Source organism: Agrobacterium sp. BT-220-3 (assembly GCF_025910175.1).
Lineage (GTDB): Bacteria > Pseudomonadota > Alphaproteobacteria > Rhizobiales > Rhizobiaceae > Agrobacterium > Agrobacterium oryzihabitans.
In genome coordinates, this window is record NZ_JAPAIX010000013.1 from 1 (window position 1) to 23296 (window position 23296).

A 23296-nucleotide genomic window follows, 5' to 3' on the forward strand; every position below is an offset into this window, starting at 1 on the left:
ATCAAGCACCATACGGATGGCGCGTTGGCGGACTTCAGGTGAAAACTTGTTCGTTGTCTTGCTCATATCGGCTCCACTCTCTCAGAAGTTGGAGCCTCCGGCAAACCCGGTGCGGTTCAGTCATTGACCTTGTTCGAGCAATACTGACCGTTATCGTCAGCGCAAGAAGCGCCGATAGCGTCCATATCGAAACAGTAAACCCTCGTCGTTAGCCTGTCAGAAAGCGTACGATTGAGAAGGCGTGGACAAGGGCCCGCAGCCCTTCATAAGGTCGCTCCATTCCCACCAGAAGCGGAGACGGAGTCATGAGTGAACTGCAGGAATTGCTGAGAGCTAAAGCCGAGATTGAGGCGAAGATCGAGGAAGTGAAGGCTTCAGAGGTCGAGCGCCTGAAGCTTCAGTTTGTTGATCTGGCCACGCAGTTGCGAGAACTCAATTCCCTTCCATCCTCACTGGTCGACCTGTTCACAGACAAGGCAGGCACCTTCAACGCATATCGCACGTTGAGAGTGAAAAAGCCGGCTTGATGCGATGTCGCTCGCGCAGTTTGTCAGAGGCGCAGCGTCTGCTGAGCGTATCCGTGAAAGGATGCTGCGATCTGGCTTCACCCTCTTTGGCCAGAAGTTATGGACCGAGAATGAAGATTTCATTTGCCGCCTGTTCCACCCTGATTTTTTCGCACTGCGCCAAATTCTTTATAACCGGACCGAATGCGCGATCCGAGCGCGATGCCGAAAGCTCGGATTGACCTCTCCTCGCAGGACGTGGGGTCCGCTCGATAAGCAGAGGTTGCGCAAGCTGTATCCAGAAGCGACCCACGACGAGCTTCGCGCTGCCTTCCCCGGGGTGGAGATCGAGCGCATCCGGAAGGTGGCCTACTATTACGGCTACCGTCGTAAACGGAAGCCTTACAAAATCACGGGTGTCAAATCTCTCGATCAAGCTCGATCACGGGCTTACGATATCGGCTGGTATATGCCGGATCTCGATGACGAGGCTGGGACCGGTCGTTATTTTCGATCACGCGGTTACAAGAGCAAATACCCCAACTTCAAGGCAATTCAGCGCGGTGTGAAGGCGCTCGGCGGACACCTCGAGGCTGCTTGGGATGAGTAGCGAGAAGACCAGTTATCGCTATTAAAAGCTTCCAAAAAGAGGATTCTCTATACGAGGCTCAAGGTTCTCAAGCGAGATTTGCTGCTTGATTAAGGTCTCGTTTCGAAATGTTCTCGTGAACTTTATGGTAGCTTTCACCGGCTTAAGGAGTAGCTGCTCTTTGAATTTTTGGTCGTTTATGTACTTCTCTGCCAAGTTGTCTGTTACTGCACCTTTGATAGTACCTTGCCCATCCGGAAGCTGAAGCTCAAACTCATGTGCGTCGGGAAGAATTCCTAGAAGGACGCCGTCAAAGACCGCATCTTCTTCGCTCACCACGACATCACTAAAGCGCTCAGCCAGCCGGCTGACATCCTCGAGACTCAGCGTTACGCGGTTTTCGTCGCCCACGATTTTGGTCGTGGCCCCGGCGTCACGCAAGACTTTCGTAAATTTTTGAAGAGCCCCTAGCAAGCGTGGCGACGTGGCCTCCAGCTTAGCAGAGAACTCCTCGTTAGATCCACGGCTGAGATCCGAGATCAACAAAGTAGCTTGCTCAACAGCGTTCTTGAGAGGCGAGTTGAACATGTCAGATTGAGCAGGCGATAGTTCTTCCAAAATGAATCCCATTGATCCGCGCACGATGTCGCGAATATAAAGTTTGGATTTGCTCTCGCCCTTTACCTTCCCCTTGGCGCCAATTGTTTCGTCGTTTTGGCTCGCCAACGCGGCTGAAATAATTCGTTGATACGATGATAGAGCCTCAGTCGAGAAGTCTAGCCTGATATCCCCTTGCCCAATAACTGGAAGACCATCAAAGATCAGCGCAACGCTCGCGCGACTTCCCTGCGTCGATTTAATTTCCTCGATTTTCTCATTTATCTCTGAAAGGCGCTGGTCCCACATCATCTTGGTGGTGCCCCATCGATCTTTCGGTGCTTTATCTCGCTGATGCTCCACGAATTTCCGGTCATTTTCCAGGGATTCGAGCGACAATAGATTTGGCATCACAACCCCTCCAAAAGCTCGAGTGCAGCTGCGTCACCCGCAGAGTTGATGTCCAAGGCGACAAAACCCTTCCAGTGGAAAGTGTCTCTTTGGTGCGAAAAAAGCCCATACCAGTACATGATGAGGCTCATAGCATCGAAAACTGGAACTGCGTCATCAATTATATTTGCAAAAGTGTCCAAGGAGAACCGTGCTTTGTTCCGCCCCCGGTTGACGATCTCTTCTGCCCAAAATGACGCTCCATGATTCTCCCAAAGCGAGAAATCGGCAAGATATTTTTCTGGAATTTTTACCAGGCTGAAAACATCAATATCTCCTGGGTCACGGTTTCCGACCATCTCGACGTTCTCCACGAAACTACCGTCGATGAACTGCACACCGGTGTCGTATCCATCCTGAGCGAGTAACTGCCGATAAGAAATTAAGTTGCGCAGCAAACCGCGACGATGAGGAGTGGTGCCGAAGCGCTGCACCAATTCTCCGATGGTAGCATGATACGGCGATCGTTCAGGGCCCGCCGGGTTCAACATGTTGACTGGCGGTATCAATCCTCGCGCGTCGAAGTCGGGTATTGGCAATTTGACCTCGGATTTTGAAATACAACTTTGCCGACATTATCGCTGCAATAGTTAACTAACAGTTTTGCTAGAGGAACCCATCACCTGCATGATCCTTGAACCTATCCGCTCGGCGCACATACGTTTCAACCGTCCTAGGGTCGCGGTGCCGAGTCACCTCCATGATGCGGGATATGCTCGCCCGGTTCTCTGCCGCCGAGGTGACAAAGCCAGCGCGCAGCGAGTGGCCAGATAGGCTCGCCACATCGAGGCCGGCGGCGTCGGCATACTTCTTGACTATCAGAGCCACGGCTTGATCCGTCAGCGTCTCGCCTGTCAGGCGGTCGCCACGATTAAAGCGACGAAAGATAGGGCCCGAGGTTATCCCGGCCGCCTGAAGCCACTCCTTGAGCCTGTCAGCTGGTTTTAGCGCCTTGCCGTTCAGGATGGCAACCGATTGGCCTTTCGCCTCTTGGTCGGTCTTGGACTTCGGCAGGAATACATCCACGCCTTCTTCGCTAAAGGTCAGATCCTCGACGGTGATCGCCACAAGCTCCGATCGACGGAAGGCGCCAGCGAAGCCGAGCAAGAGCAATGCCCTGTCGCGCTTGCCTTGGAGGCTGTCAGCGTTGATCCGGGCAAGCATGGCATGAATGACCTCTACCGTTGCCGGTGCCTTCTGGCGGGCCGCTGTGCCGACTGTGCGGCGTATGCCTTTCAGGATGGCCGCCACGCCCGCATTGTCAGTCGGGTTATCCAGACCAGCGCCGCGGTGAAAGAAGCGAATGGCGGCCAGCTTACGGGCGATTGTCGGCACCTTCTTGCCAGCATCGGCCAGCGACGAAGCATAGTTCGCCACGGTCGCAGGATTCGCCGGCAGATGCGATCGGCCTCGATCAGTGCACCAGTCCTCAAAATCCTGCCAATCGCTTCTGTAGGCCCGCATGGTGTTGCTGGACAGCGCAGCGCGGCCATAGTCGAGCGCGGCGTCGGAAAGCTCTGTCGCAGCGTCTAAGCTCGGCTGCGTGGATACTAACGTCAATGCGTTCATGTCTCGACAACTTTCTCTATTGTCTGGATCAAGTTCTCCAGAAGGGTCGTGACATCCACTCTGGCCGCGCCCAACCGGGTCTCAAACTCGGTGACAGCAATCCCATTTAGAATTTCGTTTAGCGCGTTACACAAAATCAGCAGTTCGTTCGTTGTTAAATTGATAGTCGCTCCGTCACGCCGCACTTCAATATTGCGCATGCAATACCCCCGGAATGGTAGTGATAATCGGGTTTCCCGTTACTCTGTCGAGCGGTTCAGCTTCAGGCGTGCACCGGTATATTCCCCGTTGGTAATCTCCACGCCATGCGCCGCGTAGGCGGCCTTGATCTTATCTTTAGTCGCCTCTGTCGCGGTGCCAGAGGTCTCGAACCTGTGCACGGTCGAGAAAGCGATACCGGCATTGTCTGCCAGTTCTCGAACAGACCACTTCAGGATCGCCCGAGCCGCCCTATTTGCCTCTGGTGTCAGTTCAGCCATGCTGTTTTCTCCAAAAATGAATACACTTGTATTTAAATGCTTGACGTTCACTACGCTTGTAGTTATGAATACACCTGTAAGCAAATCATAACAAGGGAAATCAAACAATGACACGCAACACAGTTAACGTCCGCCTCTTCAGCCTCTTCACTAACCCGGCCTTGAAGGCGGCCTTCGAACGCGCAGAGCGCGACAATGGCGCGGCTCTGGTTGTCCCGGCTCCTCGCGATCCGCAGCTGACCGGTGGCGCCGCTCTCGAACTCGCATAAAGACCGCCTCCCTTTTTAGGGAGTGACAAAACCCTCTCGACAATTTGGAGAATGACAATGCCGAACAGCACCGTTCCGGCCACCGCCGAAGGCATGCCCAAATTCGACCGCGCGGCCATCATGGCAGATGCATGGGAGCGTTACCGTTACATCCGTCGCCAGTACGGCAAATGGCAGATTGAGCGCGGCATTGTTGATGCCTCGTTCTCTACATGCCTCAAGACCGCATGGCGCATTGCCAAGCAGCGCCGCGAGGAAGCCCGCCAAGCCGAGAAGGTGGCCAAGGTGATGGAAACCCCTGCCGGTGACCGTCTTCGCGCTCTCCAGTCCGCTCTGGCAGGCACGAATTACCTGTCGCTCCGCTACAGCGCCGCCGCCCGCCGTGCTGCCATCAAATCCGAGATAGCCGCCCTCACGGCGCACTGACCGCACCAACCCGAAAATCAGGAGACACCATCATGCCGAACTCGATTCTGGCCGCTGGCGAAGCTAAGCCCATAGAAGTGAAATCCCCGAAAAAGCAGCTTGATTCCCTTCTTGAAGCTGCAGTGAAAATCATCCGGGATAATCCCGATCTGATGATTGAGCACGTTATCGCCTACAAGCATGGCATCTACACGAGCCTTGTCATTCCCGGAGCCGAGGAACATCCGTGGACCAAGGCGCGCCGTCTGATGAAAGAGCTTTCGGACACGCTTGGCGACTGCAGCGGCGGGAAATGGTCCGCTTACGTCATGCCGCCGGTACCGCCCGTGTTTAACGGGTTCGCAGCTTATCCAATGGGGCAGAAGCCGGATGAGATCCCTGTTGATCATGTCGAGCGCCTGTCATGGGAGCTTTCGGAAGCCCTGAGCCGCTATCAGAACGGCGCATTTCAGGCTGTCGTTCTGCCTTCTTCTTCGGCTGGCCATACCGTCATGCTTACCAAGCTCGGTGTGTTCGATCTGAGGGCAAAAGCATGAAAACGACCCGTCGCACTTTCCTTGGCGGCGCTGCTGTCGCCTCTCTGCCGGTCACTGCTGGCGCCTGCGTTGCTGTTAAAGCAATTCAGGCTGATGCCGCCACACCTGCGCCCATCACCGAAAACCCCGATCTGCTGGCCGCGTATGCTCGCCTACAGGATGCCCAGACCGAACTGCGTGAAGCGAAAGACGCGCTGGAGTGGATCGCAGACGAGTGGCGGCATCTTTGGCCGCTGGCACCCGAAGAACTGCTGTTAGGCGCGCACGCTGGGTACTGCGGACGCTCCGATGGCGCCGAGAGGGATATTGTCGGGCGCTTGTTGGTTCGGGACACAAGTGCCTTGTGCAAGCGGTTCAGCAAGCGGCAACGGCAGGAAACGCCGACTGCGTGTTTCTTCGTGATGACGTCAGAAGACTCGCAAGAAACCCTGGACGCGCTGCGCAACCGCAAGCCTGGAGGGAAAAGCGAGAAGACGCTCGCCAAGTCGCGTGCAGACTTGGAAGCTGCGATTGAGCGCTTCGATCACAAACTAGTTCTGGCGAAGGAGTATGAGACAAAAACCGCAAGCCTGCGCAAAGCCTCCGGCGTGGACGCAGCGAAACGCCGTATTGAAGACGCCAAGGACGCATTCTTCGATGCATGCAGCGAGATTTCCAAGATACCCGCATTCGGAATCGAGGGATTGCGCCTCAAAGCCGAAGCGATGAACGCGACCGGATACATGGAGGGTTTCAAGCGCAGTGAGGGTATCATTGGTGAGATGGCCCGCTTCATCCAGCAGGTTATCGACATGAGCGGGAGGGCGTCGGCTTGAAACACGCTCCCATCGAAATCACCCGCGCTCGCCTTGAGGCGAAGATTGAGGAGTTGGTGGCACTCCTCGATCTCGTGGACGGCGACGAGAACCTTGAACCCTATTTGGCAGACACTGACCCGAAGCATGCGGATATTGAGGGCGACGATAGCGACTTCGAGCCCGAAGAAACCGACCAGAACGGCGACGAGCAGGATTGCTGCCACATTGAGGACGAGTGGCGGCCGTTCAGCGGCGACACAGCTTATGACGGCTCCGGGGTGGATTATGCCGAACGCCTAATCAGGGGCTCAGCGAAAGCCGCAAAGAGGGCCCGTGCATACGCCGACGCACCAGCCATTCCGCTGGTGTACGATTTCAGAGGGATGCGCCGATGACCACGATTGTCTGTTTCCCCATCCACCGCCAGCGTAGCGAGATCAAGCGTTGCGCCGGCAATCTCGACCGGCTGAATGGTGAAGCCGCGAGCCGGTATTGGCGGGAGGAAATGCGCCTCCTAGCCGCCCGGCTATCAGCGATCGGCATGTGTGAGGCAGAAGTGTCGAAGCAGGCGCTTCTCTTCACCGGTGCCGTTATGGAGGAGATGCAGCGCGCCTATGCCGAGCGTGCGATTACAGCAGAATGACAGCAGATGACTGCATGGCGATTCTTTTTCTCGCTGACGCTAAATTCAGTTTCGCATGTCGCGCGACGTGTTGCATGGACTCGCCGTGGCCAGAAGGAATCGCCCGCAATTGAAGGGGATCAGATTGCAACACGATGCAACACGAAACCCCACAATCTAAGTGAGGTTTTGACTGCAAGCGCTTGATTTTACTGGTGAATTTTTTGGAGGCCTCGCCCGGAATTGAACCGGGGTACAAGGATTTGCAGTCCTCTGCGTCACCACTCCGCCACGAGGCCTCACACGCTCTTCAATTCGAGCGATGGCGGGCATTTAGAACGAATCCATTTTGGGCGCAAGAGGGTTCGTTCCGAATGTGATGTTTTTTAGGACCCGATCGAACAAGCTCGGGCGGCGGCCCTCTAAGCCATTCGAATTTCGTGTTTTTTTGTATCTTCCTCATATTTCAGAAGAAACAACGCCCGCATTGACGCCTTTGTGCCAAGCGGGCGGTTGCTGCATCTTCAATGCTGTCGGTCAAATACGCCCAAGCAAAACCAGGATGAGGACGATGACAAGAACGAGCCCGAGGCCGCCCGATGGGCCATAACCGTAATTGTGGTAACCCCAGCTTGGCAGAGCGCCGATCAGGAAAAGAATGAGCAGGATAACGAGAATGGTGCCGAGCATGTATAACCCTCCATTATTGGCATGTGTCCTGCCGGCTTTAATGATGAAAGGGTGCAAATGGTTCCCGTTTCCTTCGTCTGCTGCAACTTGAAGCGAAACGGGCATCCCGTTCCCTTTCAACGGGTTAAACCGTCCTTGACGAACAGTGCGGCCAATTGAGCTCCCGCATGGCGGGAAAAAGCGTCTTCCGTTTCCATGGCTGTATAAAGATTTGCCGGATAATATCCTCAGGATCCGGAGACTGCAGCCGCATGTCACGGTGCACCACAGGCGCCCTGTCCTGAACATCAACTATAGTAGCTATTTATTCGAGGTAATTTCTCGGTCTATGTATATTAGCGATCACTCGTCATACTTGAAGAAGTCACCCGACCCCTGAAACTGGCGGGAGGACGGAGAGGCCTGGTATCACTGGCAGTGCGCCAGGCCTCCCCCCGCAGGCTCCACCGCACAGACATTACCTCTTCAGCCGACAATTACCCCCTCCCCACAGGCACACGGAATTTTGACCGGCGGTGCCGTACGCAGCTCTTGCCTTGCCTCTTTGTCTCCGGTTAGACCCCCGGAATGGGAGGGAGAAACGAGAATCATATGTCCGGTTTTGCGAACCTCATCCCGCTTTTCATCTTCGGCCTCGTCGTCTACGCTTTCTTTCGCTGGGTTGCGCGCGACATTCAAAATCCAAAGAGCAAATAGCCGGGGCAAATTGTCCCTGCCGTTGTCGGGAACCGCCGCGCCTCCATATCGTTTTCGCAGACGCACTTCGGAGGACAGAATGAAAACGCTCGTATCATCGGCCACTATCGCGCTTGCGCTGGCACTTACCGGATGCACCACAGCCGGGCCGGCCGGCTATGTCGGCCCCGCGCCCTATGTCGAACCCATCCCCGGCAGCATCATCTACAGAGGCCAGCCGCGCACCAAGCTGACGAAGTCGCCGATCGGCAGCACCTTCAGCCATGAATTCCGTATCGACGGCAGCACCAGGGCGGTGGAAACCTACCGTATCGCGCCGGATCGCTCGCTGGAGCTCATCGACCGCCGGATCATTCGCGACTGGCTGTTCGGGCGCGACGACTGACCGCACCGCACCTGGCAAAACGGCCCGCTAACGGGATTGCGCATCCCACCCGCTTCGTTTAGAGCCGGGGACGATAACCAATACGGATAAGCGATGAACACGCGCTGGCAAAAACCCGTCCTGATCGCGTTCGAAACGCCGGGCGACTATACGAGTATCGAGACCACGCAGGCGGCTTCCTGGGCGCTGATCGAGGATTGGCCGATAGAGGATGGTGACGCGCTGGACAAGGCGCTATTGGTCTGCGCCGCCGTCGACGCTGGCAAAAAGAAGCCCGAAGATGCGCGCAAGGCCTTCATCGCCGCGGCAATCGAAGCGGGTCTCGATATCAAGGCGTGACAATACGCGCTCTTTGATGCTGAATTTTCAAGATAACGGGTTTGATGGAACGAAACAGATGGAAGCTTCCGGAAACATGAAAAAAGCCCTGTTCATATTCCTCCTCTCCTGCCTCGCAATCGGCCTTCTCGGCCATCTCGTCGTTGCCTTCGTCGTTACCGGCTGAACGCGAAATCCCTCTCCGCCGCACGGCGGAACGGTGGCCCGTTAAAAATTCCTAAATTTCATTCTTCTGTTATGGAACCGCGATAGATTTTTTCCGTTCTCTTTTCGATCAAACAAGGAGGATTGAAATGCGTGACGGATTGAACGGTTTTCTAGAAATCTCGATGCTCGGCTTCGTGGTCGCAAGCTGCCTTTTCATGGTCAACCTGCCGATCTGACCCGCCTTAAAATCATTCCCCTCCGGGACCGGCGATGTGAGATGCCGGAATAAGAAAATGCGGCCTTTCGGGCCGCATTTCTTTTTTCAGCAATTCGGTTCAAGCCGAAAGCTTGGCGGCAAGCTTCGCCACATGCGCGCCCTGATAGCGAGCAGCTTCCAGCTCGATCTGCGAAGGCTGGCGCGATCCGTCACCGTCGGTGATGGTGGAGGCGCCATAGGGCGAACCACCCTTGATTTCATCGACGCCCATCTGGCCCTGGAAGGCATAGGGAAGACCGACAACGGCCATGCCGTGGTGGAGGAAGGTGGGAATGAAACCGAGGATGGTCGATTCCTGACCGCCATGCTGCGTGGCGGACGAGGTGAAGGCAGAGCCGACCTTGCCGACCAGCTTGCCGTTGAACCACAGACCGCCGGTCTGATCCCAGAAATTGCGCATCTGCGAAGCGACCGTGCCGAAACGCGTGCCGGCGCCAACGATGATGGCGTCATAATCGGCCAGTTCGTCCACGGTGGCGATCGGCGCTGCCTGATCCATCTTGAAGTGCGAGGACTTGGCGACTTCTTCCGGCACCAGTTCCGGAACGCGCTTGACGACGACTTCCGCGCCGGTCGATTTCACGCCTTCTGCAACAGCGTAGGCCATCGTCTCGATGTGACCGTAAGAAGAATAATAGAGGACCAAAACTTTCGTCATTCTCTTCGTTTCCCTTGTTGGAACTGTTTCCGGCGTACCGGCGATAAGTTTCTTTAAAAACTCGATGATCATCGGCGTTGACCCGTCAAATGTGTGTGAAGGAAAGGTAGCGGACGAGCCCGCATCCCGCCAGCCGGGGATTGGCATACGCACTGTTCACCATGAGTGAACGCAAACTGGCATCGTCAACCATTTCCCGTTTTGCGTTTATTCAAAACCGCTTTGCATTCACGCCGACGCGGCGTTAACGTCGCTCGAAACAGATGACGAGTGCAACCATGTCCAATCCCTCCTCCACCCAATCCGTCGTGACCGCCGCCATGCTCGCCATTGGCGATGAATTGCTGTCGGGCCGCACCAAGGACAAGAATATAGGGCATCTCGCGGATGTTCTCACCATGTCAGGGATTGACCTCAAGGAGGTGCGCATCGTCGCCGACGAGGAGGATGCGATCGTCGAGGCGCTGAACGCCCTTCGCAGCCGTTATGATTACGTGTTCACCTCCGGCGGCATAGGCCCGACCCATGATGACATCACTGCCGATGCGGTATCAGTGGCATTCGGCCTGCCCTGCGAACACGATGCCGAGGCGTTGCGCCTCCTCGGCGAGATGTACCGCGTCCGCGAAATGGAATTCACCGAAGCGCGCAAGCGCATGGCGCGCATGCCAAGAGGTGCAAGGCATATCGCCAATCCCGTTTCCGTCGCCCCCGGCTTCGTCATCGGCAATGTTTATGTCATGGCCGGCGTGCCGCAGGTATTTCAGGCCATGCTCGACAATGTCATGCCGACATTGCGCACCGGTTCGAAGGTCATGTCGCAGGCGGTGCGCTCGCCCTATGGCGAAGGCGACATCGGTACGCCGCTGACGGCCATCCAGAAAGCACACCCTGAAACCAGCATCGGCTCCTACCCCAAATATGACGGACAGCGCTTTTCGACGGAGATCGTCGTTCGCGCCCGCGACGCCACCGTCCTGAAGGCAGCGGCGGACGCGGTAGCGGCGATGATCGAAACAATCGGCGAGGAAAAACGGCTGGCTGCCGGCAAGGGCGATGCAACCGCCTGAGCCGTAAGCGGGTTGACCAAAATCAAGGTGGCGGCCGGCAAAGGCGGCCACTCTCCCCCAGAGCATTTCCAGGAAGAGCGGAACCGCTTTTCTGTCCGGACAATGCGAAAAACAATGACCTAGATCGTTACGGCTATTCGAAGACAGGCCAGAACGATCTGAAAACGACGCGTCACCGAGGAGAGAAAAATGGGTTATAAAACGATACTGACAGTGGTCGATAATGTTGCGAACACGCAAAAGCTCGGCGAATTCGTCGTCAGCCTTGCCGACCAGTTTTCCTCCCATGTGATTGGCCTGCACATGGAAACGCTCGCCGCCGTTCCGCTTGTCGCGCCGATGGAAATTCCCGACCCCGCAACCGTCCAGGCGCTTCAGGACGTCGCGCACAAGGAAACCACCGATGTCGGCACGCTTTTCGAGCGCACCCTATCGGCCAATGGCATCTCGCATGAATGGCGCAGCTTCATCACCTCGGTTGGTTACGCCTCCGCATCGGCGATCGACAGCGCCCGCTGCGCCGATCTCATCGTTGCCCGCCAGAGCAGTTCTTCCGCACTCTCCGACAGCCGCTCTGACATTGACGGTTTTCTTTATGAAAGCGGCCGCCCCGTTCTCCTCGTCCCGCATGTGCTCACAGTCGCCAAACCGATCAAGCGCGTGCTGATCGCCTGGAACGGCTCCCGTGAAGCGACACGCGCTACCTTCGACGCCCTGCCCTTCCTGATCGCGGCCGAAAGCGTTGAGATCTTCTCTGTCGATCAGGCCGAGAGCGAAACGCAATCGTCCGGCCTTGCCGGTGCGGAGCTGGCCGCCACACTTGCCCGCCACGGCGTCAACGTCACGGTCACCTCGCAGGAAAAGATCGCCGGCGTCTCGCCGCAGGCGGCCATCGAAAACCGCCTGTCCGACCACAGCATCGACCTTCTGGTCATGGGCGCCTATGGCCATTCCCGCTGGTGGGAGCTGCTGTTCGGCGGCGTGACCCGCACCCTGCTGGATTCCATGACGGCGCTGACGCTGCTGTCGCGCTAGGATACATTGACGTTTGAATGTGGGCCGAGCGCCTGCCGCGTGTTTCTTCTCCCCGCCGGGGAGAAGGTCGCGGCAGCGGGATGAGGGGGCAAGGGCAGTGAGTTACGGCGACGTTGCCCCCTCATCCGACCCTTCGGGCCACCTTCTCCCCGGCAGGGGAGAAGAAACAAGCTGCGATCTTGCAGTCGACACAATGCTCCCTGCGCGGAAAGCTTGCCTTTTTGCCGGTCTTGCGGCTATTAGCCAAAGCCATCGACAATTTTGACCAGATGGTAGACGACATGTCCCTTCCCGATAAAGCCTTTCCCGTATCCTGGGATCAGTTCCACCGCGACGCCCGCGCGCTTGCCTGGCGTCTTGCCGGTCTCGACAAAGAGTTCCGGGCAATCGTCTGTATCACCCGCGGCGGCCTCGTGCCGGCGGCGATCATTTCCCGCGAACTGAACATCCGCATGATCGATACGGTCTGCATCGCCACCCGCCATGATTACGTCAATCAGGGCGACACGGTTCTTCTGAAGGGCGTGGCGCCGGAACTGATGACGGATAGCGGCGAAGGCGTGCTCGTCGTCGACGATCTGACCGATACAGGCAAGACGGCACTGGAAGTGCGCGAAATGTTGCCGAAGGCGCATTTCGCCTGTGTTTACGCCAAGCCGAAGGGCGTGCCGACCATTGACACTTTTGTGACCGAAGTCAGCCAGGACACCTGGATTTATTTTCCCTGGGACATGGGCTTCACCTATCAGGAGCCGATCGCCAAGGGATCGCGCGGCTGATTGCCCACAGAGGAACCCATTTCTCATCCGTCATTCCGGCCTTGAGCCGGAATCCAGCCATGGCGCGTCTGCGCCGTGAGAAGAGTCTCTCGCGATCACGGACTTGATCGCGCTGGACCCCGGATCAAGTCCGGGGTGACGGAGTGCGGATGCACCAACCGCGTAAAACTTGCCCCAGCAATATCCACTCTTTCGCCGTCCTGCCGGGGCGGCTTTTTTGTGTGAAACGGCCCTTTTGACGACGACAGAAAAACACGGAAAAACCGCAGTGTCGCCTTTATGTCTCACCCCGGAAATGCGCGGTTTTCGCATTCCGCTGCGGAAACCAGCCTCGCGCAAGCTTCAAATTCTCTCGCCAAGTCACTGATTTTTTTGAACGCTTTTGCTTTCCCCGTTTTCCACAGGCTGTTCACACAATATCTTGTGGTTAAAAAACGGTTTCAATCTATGGCTTGACGAATCTATGCCACGGGAGGAAAGTGACAGTTATGTTGCGGCGGCAACGGACCGGAAAGTAACGAGGCCGGTTCCTCTCAATCTCAGCTCGCAAGTCCTTAACGGGGCGTCCCGGCCATCAGGGGGCGGTTCGCCGGTGGATTCCGCGTGCTTTCGAGTACCGCCAAAAACATGACGCGGGGACTGGCGGCAGGAAGCTGTTGATACTATATTTAGTATTCCACACGATGCTTGCAGCCGAATAAGCCACGAGATACAGGGATCACATCCAAGGATGAACATCCCTTAAAGAACGGCAACAACCGGCTGCGCGCATAGTTCGCACGGCTGGACCGGATTTTTGCGCCCTTCACCGGGCGCCCAATGGACGAGGACAGGAAACCATGCGCATTGAACGCCGCTTCACGAAGCCCGGCCAATCGTCTTACGCGGAGATCGAATTCCGCAAGGCCGTCAGTGAAATCAAGAACCCGGATGGATCCATCGTGTTCCGTCTGGCGGATATCGACGTTCCCGCGCAGTTTTCGCAGGTCGCCACGGATGTTCTGGCGCAGAAATATTTCCGCAAGGCCGGCGTGCCGAAGGTGCTGAAGAAGGTCGAGGAAAACGATGTTCCTTCCTTCCTGTGGCGTTCGGTTGCCGATGAGAAAGCCCTGAAAGAGCTGCCGGAATCCGAGCGTTACGGCTCCGAGACCGATGCGCGCCAGGTTTTCGACCGTCTGGCCGGCACCTGGGCCTATTGGGGCTGGAAGGGCAAATATTTCTCTTCCGAGGAAGATGCACTCGCCTTCCGCGACGAGCTTGCCTACATGCTCGCCACCCAGCGCGTCGCCCCCAACAGCCCGCAATGGTTCAACACCGGCCTGCACTGGGCCTATGGCATTGACGGCCCCGGTCAGGGCCACTTCTATGTCGACCCCTTCACCGGCAAGCTGACCAAGTCCAAATCCGCTTACGAACATCCGCAGCCGCATGCCTGCTTCATCCAGTCCGTCGAAGACGATCTGGTCAATGAAGGCGGCATCATGGACCTGTGGGTGCGTGAAGCGCGCCTGTTCAAATACGGCTCCGGCACCGGCTCCAACTTCTCCTACCTGCGTGGCGAAGGCGAGAAACTTTCGGGCGGCGGCAAGTCCTCCGGCCTGATGAGCTTCCTCAAGATCGGTGACCGCGCAGCCGGCGCCATCAAGTCCGGCGGCACCACCCGCCGTGCAGCGAAGATGGTCGTTGTTGATGCTGACCACCCGGATATCGAAGCCTATATCGACTGGAAGGTGAACGAGGAGCAGAAGGTTGCCGCTCTCGTCACCGGCTCCAAGATCGTCGCCAAGCACCTGAAGGCGATCATGAAGGCCTGCGTCAACTGCGAGGCTGATAATGGCGACTGCTTTGATCCCGCCAGGAACCCTGCCCTGAAGCGCGAAATCCGCGCTGCCAAGAAGGACATGGTGCCGGAAAACTACGTCAAGCGCGTCATCCAGTTCGCCGAACAGGGTTACAAGGACATCCAGTTCAAGACCTATGACACGGATTGGGATTCCGAAGCCTATCTCACGGTGTCAGGCCAGAACTCCAACAACTCCGTCTCGCTGAAGGATGACTTCCTGCGTGCCGTCGAGAACGACGGCGACTGGAACCTCACCGCCCGCAAGGACGGCAAGGTCATGAAGACGCTGAAGGCCCGCGACCTCTGGGAAAAGATTTCCCACGCCGCCTGGGCATCGGCAGACCCCGGCCTGCACTTCAACACCACCATGAACGACTGGCACACCTCGCCGGCCGAAGGCCCGATCCGCGCTTCCAACCCGTGCTCGGAATATATGTTCCTCGATGACACGGCCTGCAACCTTGCCTCGCTGAACCTGCTTCAGTTCAAGGATCAGGCAACGAAGCGCATCGACATCGCCGATTACGAACATGCCGTGCGCCTGTGGACCGTCGTTCTCGAGGTCTCGGTCATGATGGCGCAGTTCCCCTCGCGCCAGATTGCCGAACGCTCCTATGAATACCGCACGCTTGGCCTCGGTTACGCCAATATTGGCGGCCTGCTGATGTCCTCGGGCATTCCCTATGACAGCGACGAAGGCCGCGCCATTGCCGGTGCGCTGACCGCGATCATGACGGGCGTTTCCTACGCCACCTCGGCTGAAATGGCCGGCGAGCTTGGCCCCTTCCCCGGCTTTGCGCCGAACCGCGACAACATGCTGCGCGTCATCCGCAACCACCGCCGCGCCGCCCATGGCCTGTCCGATGGTTATGAAGGCCTGTCGGTGAACCCGGTTGCCCTCATCCATGCCGATTGCACGGATCAGGACCTCATCGCCCACGCCACCGCCGCCTGGGACAAGGCGCTGGAACTTGGTGAAAAGCACGGCTACCGCAACGCCCAGACCACCGTTATCGCGCCGACCGGCACGATCGGCCTCGTGATGGATTGCGACACGACCGGCATCGAACCCGACTTCGCGCTGGTGAAGTTCAAGAAGCTCGCCGGCGGCGGTTACTTCAAGATCATCAACCGTGCTGTTCCCGATGCCCTGCGTTCGCTCGGCTACTCCGAAAGCCAGATCGCCGAGATCGAGGCCTATGCCGTCGGCCATGGCAATCTCAACCAGGCGCCCGGCATCAACCCATCGACCCTGAAGGCCAAGGGCTTCACCGATGAGAAGATCGAAGCCGTCAACGCTGCGCTGAAGAGCGCCTTCGACATCAAGTTCGTCTTCAACCAGTGGACGCTCGGCGCCGATTTCCTCAAGGGCACCCTGAAGGTCACCGACGAACAGCTCTCCGACATCAGCTTCAACCTCTTGGAGCATCTCGGCTTCGGCAAGAAGGACATCGAAGCGGCAAACGTGCATGTCTGCGGTGCGATGACGCTGGAAGGCGCGCCGTTCCTGAAGAACGAGCATCTGCCGGTCTTCGATTGCGCGAACCCCTGCGGCAAGATCGGCAAGCGTTATCTCTCGGTCGAATCGCATATCCGCATGATGGCGGCGGCACAGCCCTTCATCTCGGGTGCGATCTCCAAGACGATCAACATGCCGAACGATGCGACGGTGGAAGATTGCGGCGCAGCCTACATGCTGTCCTGGAAGCTGGCGCTGAAGGCCAACGCCCTTTACCGCGATGGCTCCAAGCTTTCCCAGCCGCTCAACGCGTCGCTGGTGGAGGATGAGGACGAAGAAGATTTCGTCGAAGAGCTGATCCAGCAGCCGCTCGCCCAGCAGGCCGTGACGATCACCGAAAAGATCGTCGAACGCGTCATCGAGCGTGTCTCGCGCGAGCGTGAAAAGCTGCCGAACCGCCGTCAGGGTTACACCCAGAAGGCAACCGTCGGCGGTCACAAGGTCTATCTGCGCACCGGCGAATTCGGCGATGGCCGCATCGGCGAAATCTTCATCGACATGCACAAGGAAGGCGCCGCCTTCCGTGCGATGATGAACAACTTCGCCATCGCCATTTCGCTCGGCCTGCAATATGGCGTGCCGCTGGAAGAATATGTGGAGGCCTTCACCTTCACCAAGTTCGAGCCGGCCGGCATGGTGCAGGGCAACGACGCGATCAAGAACGCCACGTCGATCCTCGACTACGTGTTCCGTGAACTCGCTGTGTCCTATCTCGGCCGCCACGACCTCGCCCACGTCGATACGTCTGATTTCTCCAATACTGCACTCGGCAAGGGCATCCAGGAAGGCAAGACCAACCTGCTTTCCACCGGCTGGACACGCGGTTACAAGCCGACGCTGGTTTCCAGCAACGAAGGCGAACGCTCCGCTTCCGAACCCAAGGGCTCGGCAACGGCAGCCCCGGCCCGCGCCTCGGCCAACGTGACCTCCTTTGCAGGCTCCGCCGCCCGCAAGCTGGAACCGACGGTCGCCATCGCAACCTCCGAAATCGTCTCCTTCAAGCGGGACTATGAAGAACGCGCCAGGGAACTGGCGGAAGAGATTGCCGAAGAGGTGATCGATGACGTCGTCCAGGAAGCCAAACAGACCGCCACCGCCCTCTTCTCAGACAAGGCCGCCGCAGACGCTGCATCGGCCAAGGCGGAAGCCAAGAAGGTGGAAAACGAACGCCGCATGCGCTCGATTGCACAGGGCTATACGGGCAACATGTGCTCGGAATGCCAGAACTTCACGATGGTGCGGAATGGCACTTGTGAGAAGTGCGATACTTGCGGTGCGACGAGCGGTTGCTCTTGAAAATTACAGGACAGGTGGTGAACCCACTTCCCTAATTTGCAGCGACGACTAAATATATCCCCACAATGCAAACTCCATTATGGGGATATATTTTGACAGGACCTAAATTCGCTGATTTTTTACTATGCTCGGCATGCTTCAAGGATGATGGGCTGAGAATCGAGTCTGAGAAAGTAGGCAGCAAAATCATCAGTCGATGTGCAAATTGCAGCAACCTACATGGCCACAAACTAACCTCTGAAAACCTTCAAGATTTAGTACAGCACTTTTTTTGGGATGGCTCTTTCTTTCGATCCGAGTTCGGTGGCGCGTCGCGCATTGTTTCCAATCCTTATAGATATAAAGATTCTGACGTAACTTTTGCGCCTTGGCTAAGCGACGACGCAGAATTACTTCAGGAGACATTAGAGATAGGTCTCTTTCACTATGGACCACCACTTTGGCGCGTGGGAGAAATAGAGCCACTAAAACGACTTAAATCTAGAAAATCTCGTAAAAAAGCGGCTAGCGACTTAATTGATGACTTTCCAGCCTTCGAAGCTCAGCCGGACTTCATTTTTTGTCGGCTTAGAACGGGAATTACCGACGGTAAAGAAGCGGATATCAGTCAGTATGATGCTCCTCCGGACAGATTTTTAGGTACTGGGCGTTTGGATTCGGAGAGCTTTCCCGTCCTTTACGGCTCCCAAGATCTCGAAATCTGCTTTCACGAATGTAAGATAACACTACCTCAAGAGAGCTTTGTCGCCCACATTCATCCCACCCGCGCCCTGCGATTGCTGGATATGCGTGCTGAAATTAAAAATGACGGCCCAACAGAATTCGAAAGCAAAAACCTCGCTATTCATTATCTTTTCAGCGCCGGAAATGTATCTTATGATATAACTCGGAGCATTTCCTTTGCTGCAGCCGAAAAGGGATATGAAGGAATAATATATCCTTCTTACTTTAGCAGTTGGAAGCCGGAAAAAATCTATAACATTGCCATTTTTGGCCGCCCAATTAGTGACGGCAGATTGGCTGTCAGAAGTATAAATCGCGCGTTCCTCAGACAAGCCTCTTATCAATATAGATTGGGTCCAGTGTTTGAATAAGTCGTGCAATTCCGACTGGGCCCGTCTTCACGCCATGACCGACGAAGAAGCGGAGGCCAATGCGCTGGCCGACCCTGATAATATACCGCTTTCCGCCGAACAGCTCGCCGCAGCTCCCCGAATGCCGCGCATCAAGATCATCCGCCGGGCTCTGAAGCTGACGCAGGAAGAGTTTTCTGCGCGCTATCATATTCCACTCGGCACCCTGCGGGATTGGGAACAGGGCCGCAGCGAGCCGGATCAACCGGCCCGCGCCTATCTGAAAGTGATCGCCGTCGATCCGGAAGGCACAGCGGCCGCGCTTCGAAAAGGCGCGGCCTGACCCGCCTCACCCCATAAAATCCACCAGCAGCTTCACATTCAGCGCTGCAATCACCACCGCAATCAGCCAGGCAAAGGCCGAGAGCCACAACGGCGCTTTCAGTGCACCCATCTTGGCCTTGTCAGAGGTGAACATCACCAGCGGGAAGACGGCGAAGGAGAGTTGCAGGCTCAGCACCACCTGCGTCAGGATCAGCAGTTCCGCCGTGCCGCTGTCGCCATAGAAGATGGTGACGCCGGCGGCCGGGACGATGGCGATGGCGCGGGTGATGAGGCGGCGTAGCCAGGGGGCGAGCTGCATCTTCAGGAAACCTTCCATCACGATCTGGCCCGCAAGCGTCGCCGTGACGGTGGAGTTGATGCCGCAGCACAGAAGCGCCACGCCGAACAGCGTCGGCGCAATGGCAAGGCCGAGCAGCGGCGCGAGCAGATTATGCGCCTCCCCCAGTTCCGATACATTCGTCTGCCCGGTTTTATTGAAGGTCGCCGCCGCGAGAATGAGGATCGAGGCGTTGATGAGCAGCGCGAACATCAGGGCGATGGTGGAATCGAGCGTCGCGAATTTGAGCGCCTCACGCTTTTCGGGCAGCGTCTCACCGATGGCACGGGTCTGTATGATGCCCGAATGCAGGTAGAGATTATGCGGCATCACCGTCGCACCCAGAATGCCGAGCGCCAGATAAAGCATGTCCGGATTGGTGACGATATCAGTCGTCGGCGCGAACCCAAGGATCACCTGCCCCCAGTCGGGATCGGCAAGCGCCACCTGAATGGCGAAACACACGGCGATGACGCCAAGCAGCGTGATGACCAGCGCCTCCACCCAGCGGAAGCCGAGCTTTTGCAGATAAAGGATCAGGAACACATCGAGCGCGGTGATGAGGACGCCGAGCTCAAGCGGAATGCCGAAAATCAGATTAAGGCCGATGGCCGTGCCGATGACCTCGGCGATATCGGTCGCAATGATGGCGATTTCGGCGAGCAGCCACAGCACCATCGCCACGGGTTTCGGATAGGCATCGCGGCAGGCCTGGGCGAGATCGCGCCCGGAAGCAATCGCCAGACGCGCGCAGAGCGATTGCAGGACAATGGCCATGATGTTCGACACCAGCGCAACGGTCAGCAGCGTGTACCCGAATCTGGAACCGCCGGCGAGCGAGGTCGCCCAGTTTCCGGGATCCATATAACCAACCGCGACGAGATATCCGGGTCCGAAAAAGGCCATGGCCCGGCGAAACGTGCCGGCATTCGGCTTGACCCTGATCGTGCTGTGAACGTCGGAGAGCGAAAGGTCGTCGCCATTCCGCCGCCATCCAAAGACAGGCTTGTCCATCTTGCGAACTTTCAAATGGAATTTTATTAATGCAATTGCAAATCATTCGCATAAACGGGATTGACTGGCAAGCGGGCTTTTGACCTCTTTTTGACGCTGGAGATTGTCGGTCATTTTGCCGGCGTTTATCCCGACACGGGAAGCCCCTGCTCCGGCAGCGCCGCGGGACATCAGGGCCGCTAGATGCGCCCGGAGCGGCGGGTTTTTGCCACCACATGGAGGACTATTTCGTTTGGCGATTGACAGCCGGGATGTCGTTCCGTGTACACAGACGGTCGATACATTTGCGGCACTATTTCAGAAGGAACAGCGAAGTGAACCTGATTGCCCACGTCGAAATTCCGGCCCTTGATCTTGAAAGGGCAATGCGTTTCTACACCGCCGTTTTTGATGTGAGCTTCGAAGAGATCGTCACCATCCACGATAACCGGATGGCCTATTTCCCCTTCGAGGAGGGAAAGGACGGGGCGAGCGGCGCGCTTGCCGAGGGCGACACTTATGTGCCGACGAAAGATGGGGCGATTATCTATCTCAGCGTCGAGACTATCGATGATGTTCTTGCCAGAGCCGTTCAGCACGGCAGCGAAATCCTGTTTCCGAAGACGCCGGTCAACGAAAATCTCTTCGTCGCGGAAATCTCCGACAGCGAGGGAAACCGCATCGCCATCCAATCCGCCTGAAACAGATTCCGCTGCAAAATAACGTTGGCGATGGCCGGGCAGCCCTCACAGCCTTGTCATCGCCCCTGCCCCGTCATTGCGGAACAGCCACTTGCGTGGCTGCGTTGATCTTTCACGAAGCAACGATAGTCCGGGGAAGTTCATGCGATACGGCAATAAATTCAGCGTGGTGCATCATCCGAGCCGATGGCCGAAATATATCATGGCGCATCGAAGACCACGCGACTGGCTGATGACGATCAGCGGCATCGTTCTGCTGTTCATCGTCGCTGGCGCCGTCGCCATGGGTTATCTCGTCACCAGCCATCCAGGCAAGCCGGAGCCCAACCCCGGCATCGCCGAGGAACAGGCAGCCGAAAACGCCGTTTAAGCGGCGGTGCAAAACGCGCCGTCCATCAGCTCAGGCCTGCAAGATGCCCGCTGAACTGCGCCTCGTGCAGGCGGCTGTAGTGTCCCTTGGCGGCCAGAAGTTCCGCATGGGCGCCGGTTTCGGCAATGCCCGTCTGGTCCACCACCACGATGCGCGAGGCATCGCGGATCGTCGCCAGCCGGTGGGCGATGACGAGTGTGGTGCGGCCCCTGGCAAGTTCCGTCAGCGATTGCTGGATGGCCCGTTCGGTCTCGGTATCGAGCGCCGAGGTCGCCTCATCGAGAATGAGGATTGGCGGGTTCTTCAGAAACATGCGGGCAATGGCAAGGCGCTGCTTCTGGCCGCCGGAAAGCTTGACACCGCGCTCGCCGATAACCGTATCGAGCCCGAGCGGCATCGCCTCGATGACGCCGTCAAGACGGGCGCGCCGCGCCGCATCCATGATCTCCACATCCGAAGCGCCGAGACGGCCATATTCGATATTCTCGCGGATCGTGCCGCCGAACAGGAACACATCCTGCTGCACGATGCCGATCTGGTTGCGCAGCGAGGCAAGCTTCATCCTGCGAATATCGATGCCGTCAATGGTGATTGAACCGCTGGTAACGTCGTAAAAGCGCGGCAAAAGCGAGCACAGCGTCGTCTTGCCCGCACCCGAAGGCCCGACAAAGGCTACCGTCTCGCCCGCATTGATCTTCAGGTCGATATTGTCGAGAACCTGCTTGCCTTCAGCATAACCGAAACCGACATGGCGATATTCGATGGCGCCGGAGAGCGCCGGCGCCTCGATCGCATCAGGCGCATCGACAATATCGGGCGCCGTGTCCAGAAGTTCGGTGAAACGGCGGAAACCGGCAATGCCCTTCGGATAGGTCTCGATGACCGAATTGATCTTTTCCACCGGGCGGAAAAACACGCCGACCAGCAGCAGGAAGCCGACAAAGCCGCCTTCCGTCAGGCTGCCGGTGAGCACGAACCAGGCGCCGCAGATCATCACGATCATCTGCGTCAGCCGCATGCTCATATAGCTGAGCGAAGTGCTGGCCGCCATGATCTTGTAGGCGTCGAGCTTCGTGCGGCGATATTTCTGGTTGTCCTTCTCGAACAGCGCACGCTCGTGGTCCTCATTGGCAAAGGCCTGCACCACCCGCATGCCGCCAACATTTTCCTCGATACGGGCGTTGAAATCACCGACACGACCGTAGAGCGCGCGAAAATTCTGCGTCATGCGGCCGCCGTAACGGCTCGTCACCCAGGCGGTAACAGGCACGACAGCAGCAGTAATGAGCGCCAGCTGCACATTGACGGACATCATCAAAAGGAAAGCGCCGATGAAGGTCATGATGGCGATGAACAGATCCTCGGGCCCATGATGGGCCACCTCGCCGATCTCCTCCAGATCCTTCGTCAGCCGCCCGACAAGATGGCCGGTCTTCTGATTGTCGAAATAACGGAAAGAGAGCTTCTGCAGATGATCGAAGGCCAGACGCCGCATGTCGGTCTCGATATTGATGCCGAGCATGTGTCCCCAATAGGTGACGGTCGCCATCAGCCCGGTATTCAGCACGTAGATGACAAGCAGACCCACCGACGCCGCAAGAATGATCGCCCATTCACCACCCGGCAGCAGCACATCGACAAAGGCCTTCACCGCCATCGGAAAGCCGAGCTCGAGCACGCCCGACAGCACTGCGCAGGAGAAATCGAGGATGAACAGACCGCGATAGGGACGGTAATAGGCGAAAAAACGGCGGAGCATGGCATGACCTGGAGATCGGACGCGGCAACCTTACACCGCAAGAAAAACGGAGTTCAATTGTCATATTTCAATGCGCGCGCCAAGACCGTTGTTCTATTTTTACCAAAATCGTTCAATAGGCTAGGCAATAAACACACAACGGTAATGTGATCCGATTATATTGCA

General features: G+C 57.1%; 27 protein-coding genes and 1 tRNA gene. 18 read left to right on the forward strand and 10 right to left on the reverse strand.

Annotated elements, in window-relative coordinates:
- Positions 1 to 305: 305 nt before the first annotated feature.
- A complete protein-coding gene (locus OK142_RS22005) occupies positions 306 to 527 on the forward strand; it encodes a hypothetical protein (RefSeq protein ID WP_019564363.1) in 222 nt (73 codons plus the stop codon).
- 4 nt (positions 528 to 531) lie between these two features.
- On the forward strand, positions 532 to 1116 hold the full coding sequence (locus tag OK142_RS22010) for a hypothetical protein (RefSeq protein ID WP_498685172.1): 585 nt from the start codon (positions 532 to 534) through the stop codon (positions 1114 to 1116).
- Positions 1117 to 1137: 21 nt separating this feature from the next.
- Here OK142_RS22010 and OK142_RS22015 read toward each other — a convergent pair whose 3' ends face one another.
- The 5 genes from OK142_RS22015 to OK142_RS22035 form a co-directional block, all read right to left on the reverse strand.
- On the reverse strand, positions 1138 to 2103 hold the full coding sequence (locus OK142_RS22015; RefSeq protein ID WP_498685173.1) for a hypothetical protein: 966 nt from the start codon (positions 2101 to 2103) through the stop codon (positions 1138 to 1140).
- A complete protein-coding gene (locus tag OK142_RS22020) occupies positions 2103 to 2681 on the reverse strand; it encodes a DUF6932 family protein (RefSeq protein ID WP_498685174.1) in 579 nt (192 codons plus the stop codon). Before OK142_RS22020 ends, OK142_RS22015 begins: the two co-directional genes overlap by 1 nt.
- Before the next feature lie 67 nt (positions 2682 to 2748).
- Positions 2749 to 3711, reverse strand: coding sequence for a site-specific integrase (locus OK142_RS22025; RefSeq protein WP_498685175.1), 963 nt, complete (start codon positions 3709 to 3711; stop codon positions 2749 to 2751).
- Complete coding sequence (locus OK142_RS22030; protein WP_265612986.1) at positions 3708 to 3911, reverse strand: hypothetical protein; 204 nt, start codon at positions 3909 to 3911, stop codon at positions 3708 to 3710. Before OK142_RS22030 ends, OK142_RS22025 begins: the two co-directional genes overlap by 4 nt.
- A gap of 39 nt (positions 3912 to 3950) precedes the next feature.
- Entirely contained in the window at positions 3951 to 4190 is a 240-nt protein-coding gene (locus tag OK142_RS22035) for a helix-turn-helix domain-containing protein (protein WP_019564356.1), read from the reverse strand.
- 107 nt (positions 4191 to 4297) lie between these two features.
- Between OK142_RS22035 and OK142_RS22040 the strand changes: the two genes are divergently transcribed.
- From OK142_RS22040 to OK142_RS22065, 6 genes are read left to right on the forward strand one after another with little or no spacing between them, the layout of a single operon-like run.
- Positions 4298 to 4459: a hypothetical protein gene (locus OK142_RS22040; RefSeq protein WP_498685177.1), complete on the forward strand. Its 162-nt coding sequence runs from the start codon at positions 4298 to 4300 to the stop codon at positions 4457 to 4459.
- Positions 4460 to 4516: 57 nt separating this feature from the next.
- Complete coding sequence (locus OK142_RS22045) at positions 4517 to 4885, forward strand: hypothetical protein (protein ID WP_498685179.1); 369 nt, start codon at positions 4517 to 4519, stop codon at positions 4883 to 4885.
- 32 nt (positions 4886 to 4917) lie between these two features.
- Positions 4918 to 5421, forward strand: coding sequence for a hypothetical protein (locus tag OK142_RS22050; RefSeq protein WP_498685180.1), 504 nt, complete (start codon positions 4918 to 4920; stop codon positions 5419 to 5421).
- Complete coding sequence (locus OK142_RS22055) at positions 5418 to 6236, forward strand: hypothetical protein (RefSeq protein WP_498685181.1); 819 nt, start codon at positions 5418 to 5420, stop codon at positions 6234 to 6236. Before OK142_RS22050 ends, OK142_RS22055 begins: the two co-directional genes overlap by 4 nt.
- Positions 6233 to 6613: a hypothetical protein gene (locus tag OK142_RS22060; RefSeq protein ID WP_498685182.1), complete on the forward strand. Its 381-nt coding sequence runs from the start codon at positions 6233 to 6235 to the stop codon at positions 6611 to 6613. Before OK142_RS22055 ends, OK142_RS22060 begins: the two co-directional genes overlap by 4 nt.
- On the forward strand, positions 6610 to 6861 hold the full coding sequence (locus OK142_RS22065) for a DUF6074 family protein (RefSeq protein ID WP_498685183.1): 252 nt from the start codon (positions 6610 to 6612) through the stop codon (positions 6859 to 6861). The genes OK142_RS22060 and OK142_RS22065 overlap by 4 nt, the downstream gene beginning before the upstream one ends.
- Before the next feature lie 204 nt (positions 6862 to 7065).
- Here the strand turns inward: OK142_RS22065 and OK142_RS22070 are convergent.
- Both OK142_RS22070 and OK142_RS22075 read right to left on the reverse strand, forming a co-directional pair.
- Positions 7066 to 7139: transfer RNA gene (locus OK142_RS22070), tRNA-Cys, on the reverse strand.
- Between the two features lie 238 nt (positions 7140 to 7377).
- A complete protein-coding gene (locus tag OK142_RS22075; RefSeq protein WP_003495626.1) occupies positions 7378 to 7530 on the reverse strand; it encodes a DUF3309 family protein in 153 nt (50 codons plus the stop codon).
- Positions 7531 to 8305: 775 nt separating this feature from the next.
- Between OK142_RS22075 and OK142_RS22080 the strand changes: the two genes are divergently transcribed.
- Both OK142_RS22080 and OK142_RS22085 read left to right on the forward strand, forming a co-directional pair.
- On the forward strand, positions 8306 to 8611 hold the full coding sequence (locus OK142_RS22080; RefSeq protein ID WP_003495622.1) for a hypothetical protein: 306 nt from the start codon (positions 8306 to 8308) through the stop codon (positions 8609 to 8611).
- Between the two features lie 93 nt (positions 8612 to 8704).
- Positions 8705 to 8950 carry a DUF982 domain-containing protein gene (locus tag OK142_RS22085; protein WP_003495620.1) on the forward strand — a complete coding sequence of 82 codons (246 nt, stop codon included), beginning with the start codon at positions 8705 to 8707 and terminating at the stop codon, positions 8948 to 8950.
- A 482-nt stretch (positions 8951 to 9432) separates the two neighbouring features.
- On the opposite strand, the gene wrbA is transcribed toward OK142_RS22085, so the two are convergent.
- Positions 9433 to 10032 (reverse strand): NAD(P)H:quinone oxidoreductase type IV, encoded by a 600-nt coding sequence (wrbA, locus tag OK142_RS22090; protein ID WP_035242433.1) that lies wholly within the window; start codon positions 10030 to 10032, stop codon positions 9433 to 9435.
- Between the two features lie 278 nt (positions 10033 to 10310).
- Here wrbA and OK142_RS22095 point away from each other — a divergent pair, with 278 nt between their 5' ends.
- The 6 genes from OK142_RS22095 (at position 10311) to OK142_RS22120 (ending at position 18990) form a co-directional block, all read left to right on the forward strand.
- Positions 10311 to 11102, forward strand: a complete 792-nt coding sequence (locus OK142_RS22095) for a competence/damage-inducible protein A (protein WP_082184364.1) — start codon at positions 10311 to 10313, stop codon at positions 11100 to 11102.
- 189 nt (positions 11103 to 11291) lie between these two features.
- Positions 11292 to 12137, forward strand: a complete 846-nt coding sequence (locus tag OK142_RS22100; protein WP_035223055.1) for a universal stress protein — start codon at positions 11292 to 11294, stop codon at positions 12135 to 12137.
- Positions 12138 to 12418: 281 nt separating this feature from the next.
- Positions 12419 to 12916, forward strand: a complete 498-nt coding sequence (gene gpt / locus OK142_RS22105; protein ID WP_035223425.1) for a xanthine phosphoribosyltransferase — start codon at positions 12419 to 12421, stop codon at positions 12914 to 12916.
- A gap of 839 nt (positions 12917 to 13755) precedes the next feature.
- Complete coding sequence (locus tag OK142_RS22110) at positions 13756 to 17574, forward strand: vitamin B12-dependent ribonucleotide reductase (protein ID WP_498685186.1); 3819 nt, start codon at positions 13756 to 13758, stop codon at positions 17572 to 17574.
- Between the two features lie 92 nt (positions 17575 to 17666).
- Entirely contained in the window at positions 17667 to 18668 is a 1002-nt protein-coding gene (locus OK142_RS22115) for an RES family NAD+ phosphorylase (RefSeq protein WP_498685187.1), read from the forward strand.
- A gap of 34 nt (positions 18669 to 18702) precedes the next feature.
- A complete protein-coding gene (locus OK142_RS22120) occupies positions 18703 to 18990 on the forward strand; it encodes a helix-turn-helix domain-containing protein (RefSeq protein WP_082184706.1) in 288 nt (95 codons plus the stop codon).
- A 6-nt stretch (positions 18991 to 18996) separates the two neighbouring features.
- Here the strand turns inward: OK142_RS22120 and OK142_RS22125 are convergent, their stop codons facing one another.
- Positions 18997 to 20322, reverse strand: coding sequence for an Nramp family divalent metal transporter (locus tag OK142_RS22125; protein ID WP_080834675.1), 1326 nt, complete (start codon positions 20320 to 20322; stop codon positions 18997 to 18999).
- A 314-nt stretch (positions 20323 to 20636) separates the two neighbouring features.
- Here OK142_RS22125 and OK142_RS22130 point away from each other — a divergent pair, with 314 nt between their 5' ends.
- Both OK142_RS22130 and OK142_RS22135 read left to right on the forward strand, forming a co-directional pair.
- Entirely contained in the window at positions 20637 to 21002 is a 366-nt protein-coding gene (locus tag OK142_RS22130; RefSeq protein ID WP_498685189.1) for a VOC family protein, read from the forward strand.
- Between the two features lie 142 nt (positions 21003 to 21144).
- Complete coding sequence (locus OK142_RS22135) at positions 21145 to 21372, forward strand: hypothetical protein (protein WP_498685191.1); 228 nt, start codon at positions 21145 to 21147, stop codon at positions 21370 to 21372.
- Between the two features lie 25 nt (positions 21373 to 21397).
- On the opposite strand, the gene OK142_RS22140 is transcribed toward OK142_RS22135, so the two are convergent.
- Complete coding sequence (locus OK142_RS22140) at positions 21398 to 23131, reverse strand: ABC transporter ATP-binding protein (RefSeq protein ID WP_498685193.1); 1734 nt, start codon at positions 23129 to 23131, stop codon at positions 21398 to 21400.
- Between the last annotated feature and the right edge of the window lie 165 nt (positions 23132 to 23296).

Bases quoted from the DNA above. Each gene is read 5' to 3' on its own strand.
- OK142_RS22005 (WP_019564363.1), top strand. From the start codon at position 306: ATGAGTGAACTGCAGGAATTGCTGAGAGCTAAAGCCGAGATTGAGGCG.
- OK142_RS22010 (WP_498685172.1), top strand. From the start codon at position 532: ATGTCGCTCGCGCAGTTTGTCAGAGGCGCAGCGTCTGCTGAGCGTATC.
- OK142_RS22015 (WP_498685173.1), bottom strand. From the start codon at position 2,103: ATGCCAAATCTATTGTCGCTCGAATCCCTGGAAAATGACCGGAAATTC.
- OK142_RS22025 (WP_498685175.1), bottom strand. From the start codon at position 3,711: ATGAACGCATTGACGTTAGTATCCACGCAGCCGAGCTTAGACGCTGCG.
- OK142_RS22030 (WP_265612986.1), bottom strand. From the start codon at position 3,911: ATGCGCAATATTGAAGTGCGGCGTGACGGAGCGACTATCAATTTAACA.
- OK142_RS22035 (WP_019564356.1), bottom strand. From the start codon at position 4,190: ATGGCTGAACTGACACCAGAGGCAAATAGGGCGGCTCGGGCGATCCTG.
- OK142_RS22040 (WP_498685177.1), top strand. From the start codon at position 4,298: ATGACACGCAACACAGTTAACGTCCGCCTCTTCAGCCTCTTCACTAAC.
- OK142_RS22045 (WP_498685179.1), top strand. From the start codon at position 4,517: ATGCCGAACAGCACCGTTCCGGCCACCGCCGAAGGCATGCCCAAATTC.
- OK142_RS22050 (WP_498685180.1), top strand. From the start codon at position 4,918: ATGCCGAACTCGATTCTGGCCGCTGGCGAAGCTAAGCCCATAGAAGTG.
- OK142_RS22055 (WP_498685181.1), top strand. From the start codon at position 5,418: ATGAAAACGACCCGTCGCACTTTCCTTGGCGGCGCTGCTGTCGCCTCT.
- OK142_RS22065 (WP_498685183.1), top strand. From the start codon at position 6,610: ATGACCACGATTGTCTGTTTCCCCATCCACCGCCAGCGTAGCGAGATC.
- OK142_RS22075 (WP_003495626.1), bottom strand. From the start codon at position 7,530: ATGCTCGGCACCATTCTCGTTATCCTGCTCATTCTTTTCCTGATCGGC.
- OK142_RS22080 (WP_003495622.1), top strand. From the start codon at position 8,306: ATGAAAACGCTCGTATCATCGGCCACTATCGCGCTTGCGCTGGCACTT.
- OK142_RS22085 (WP_003495620.1), top strand. From the start codon at position 8,705: ATGAACACGCGCTGGCAAAAACCCGTCCTGATCGCGTTCGAAACGCCG.
- wrbA (WP_035242433.1), bottom strand. From the start codon at position 10,032: ATGACGAAAGTTTTGGTCCTCTATTATTCTTCTTACGGTCACATCGAG.
- OK142_RS22095 (WP_082184364.1), top strand. From the start codon at position 10,311: ATGTCCAATCCCTCCTCCACCCAATCCGTCGTGACCGCCGCCATGCTC.
- OK142_RS22100 (WP_035223055.1), top strand. From the start codon at position 11,292: ATGGGTTATAAAACGATACTGACAGTGGTCGATAATGTTGCGAACACG.
- gpt (WP_035223425.1), top strand. From the start codon at position 12,419: ATGTCCCTTCCCGATAAAGCCTTTCCCGTATCCTGGGATCAGTTCCAC.
- OK142_RS22110 (WP_498685186.1), top strand. From the start codon at position 13,756: ATGCGCATTGAACGCCGCTTCACGAAGCCCGGCCAATCGTCTTACGCG.
- OK142_RS22120 (WP_082184706.1), top strand. From the start codon at position 18,703: ATGACCGACGAAGAAGCGGAGGCCAATGCGCTGGCCGACCCTGATAAT.
- OK142_RS22125 (WP_080834675.1), bottom strand. From the start codon at position 20,322: ATGGACAAGCCTGTCTTTGGATGGCGGCGGAATGGCGACGACCTTTCG.
- OK142_RS22135 (WP_498685191.1), top strand. From the start codon at position 21,145: ATGCGATACGGCAATAAATTCAGCGTGGTGCATCATCCGAGCCGATGG.
- OK142_RS22140 (WP_498685193.1), bottom strand. From the start codon at position 23,131: ATGCTCCGCCGTTTTTTCGCCTATTACCGTCCCTATCGCGGTCTGTTC.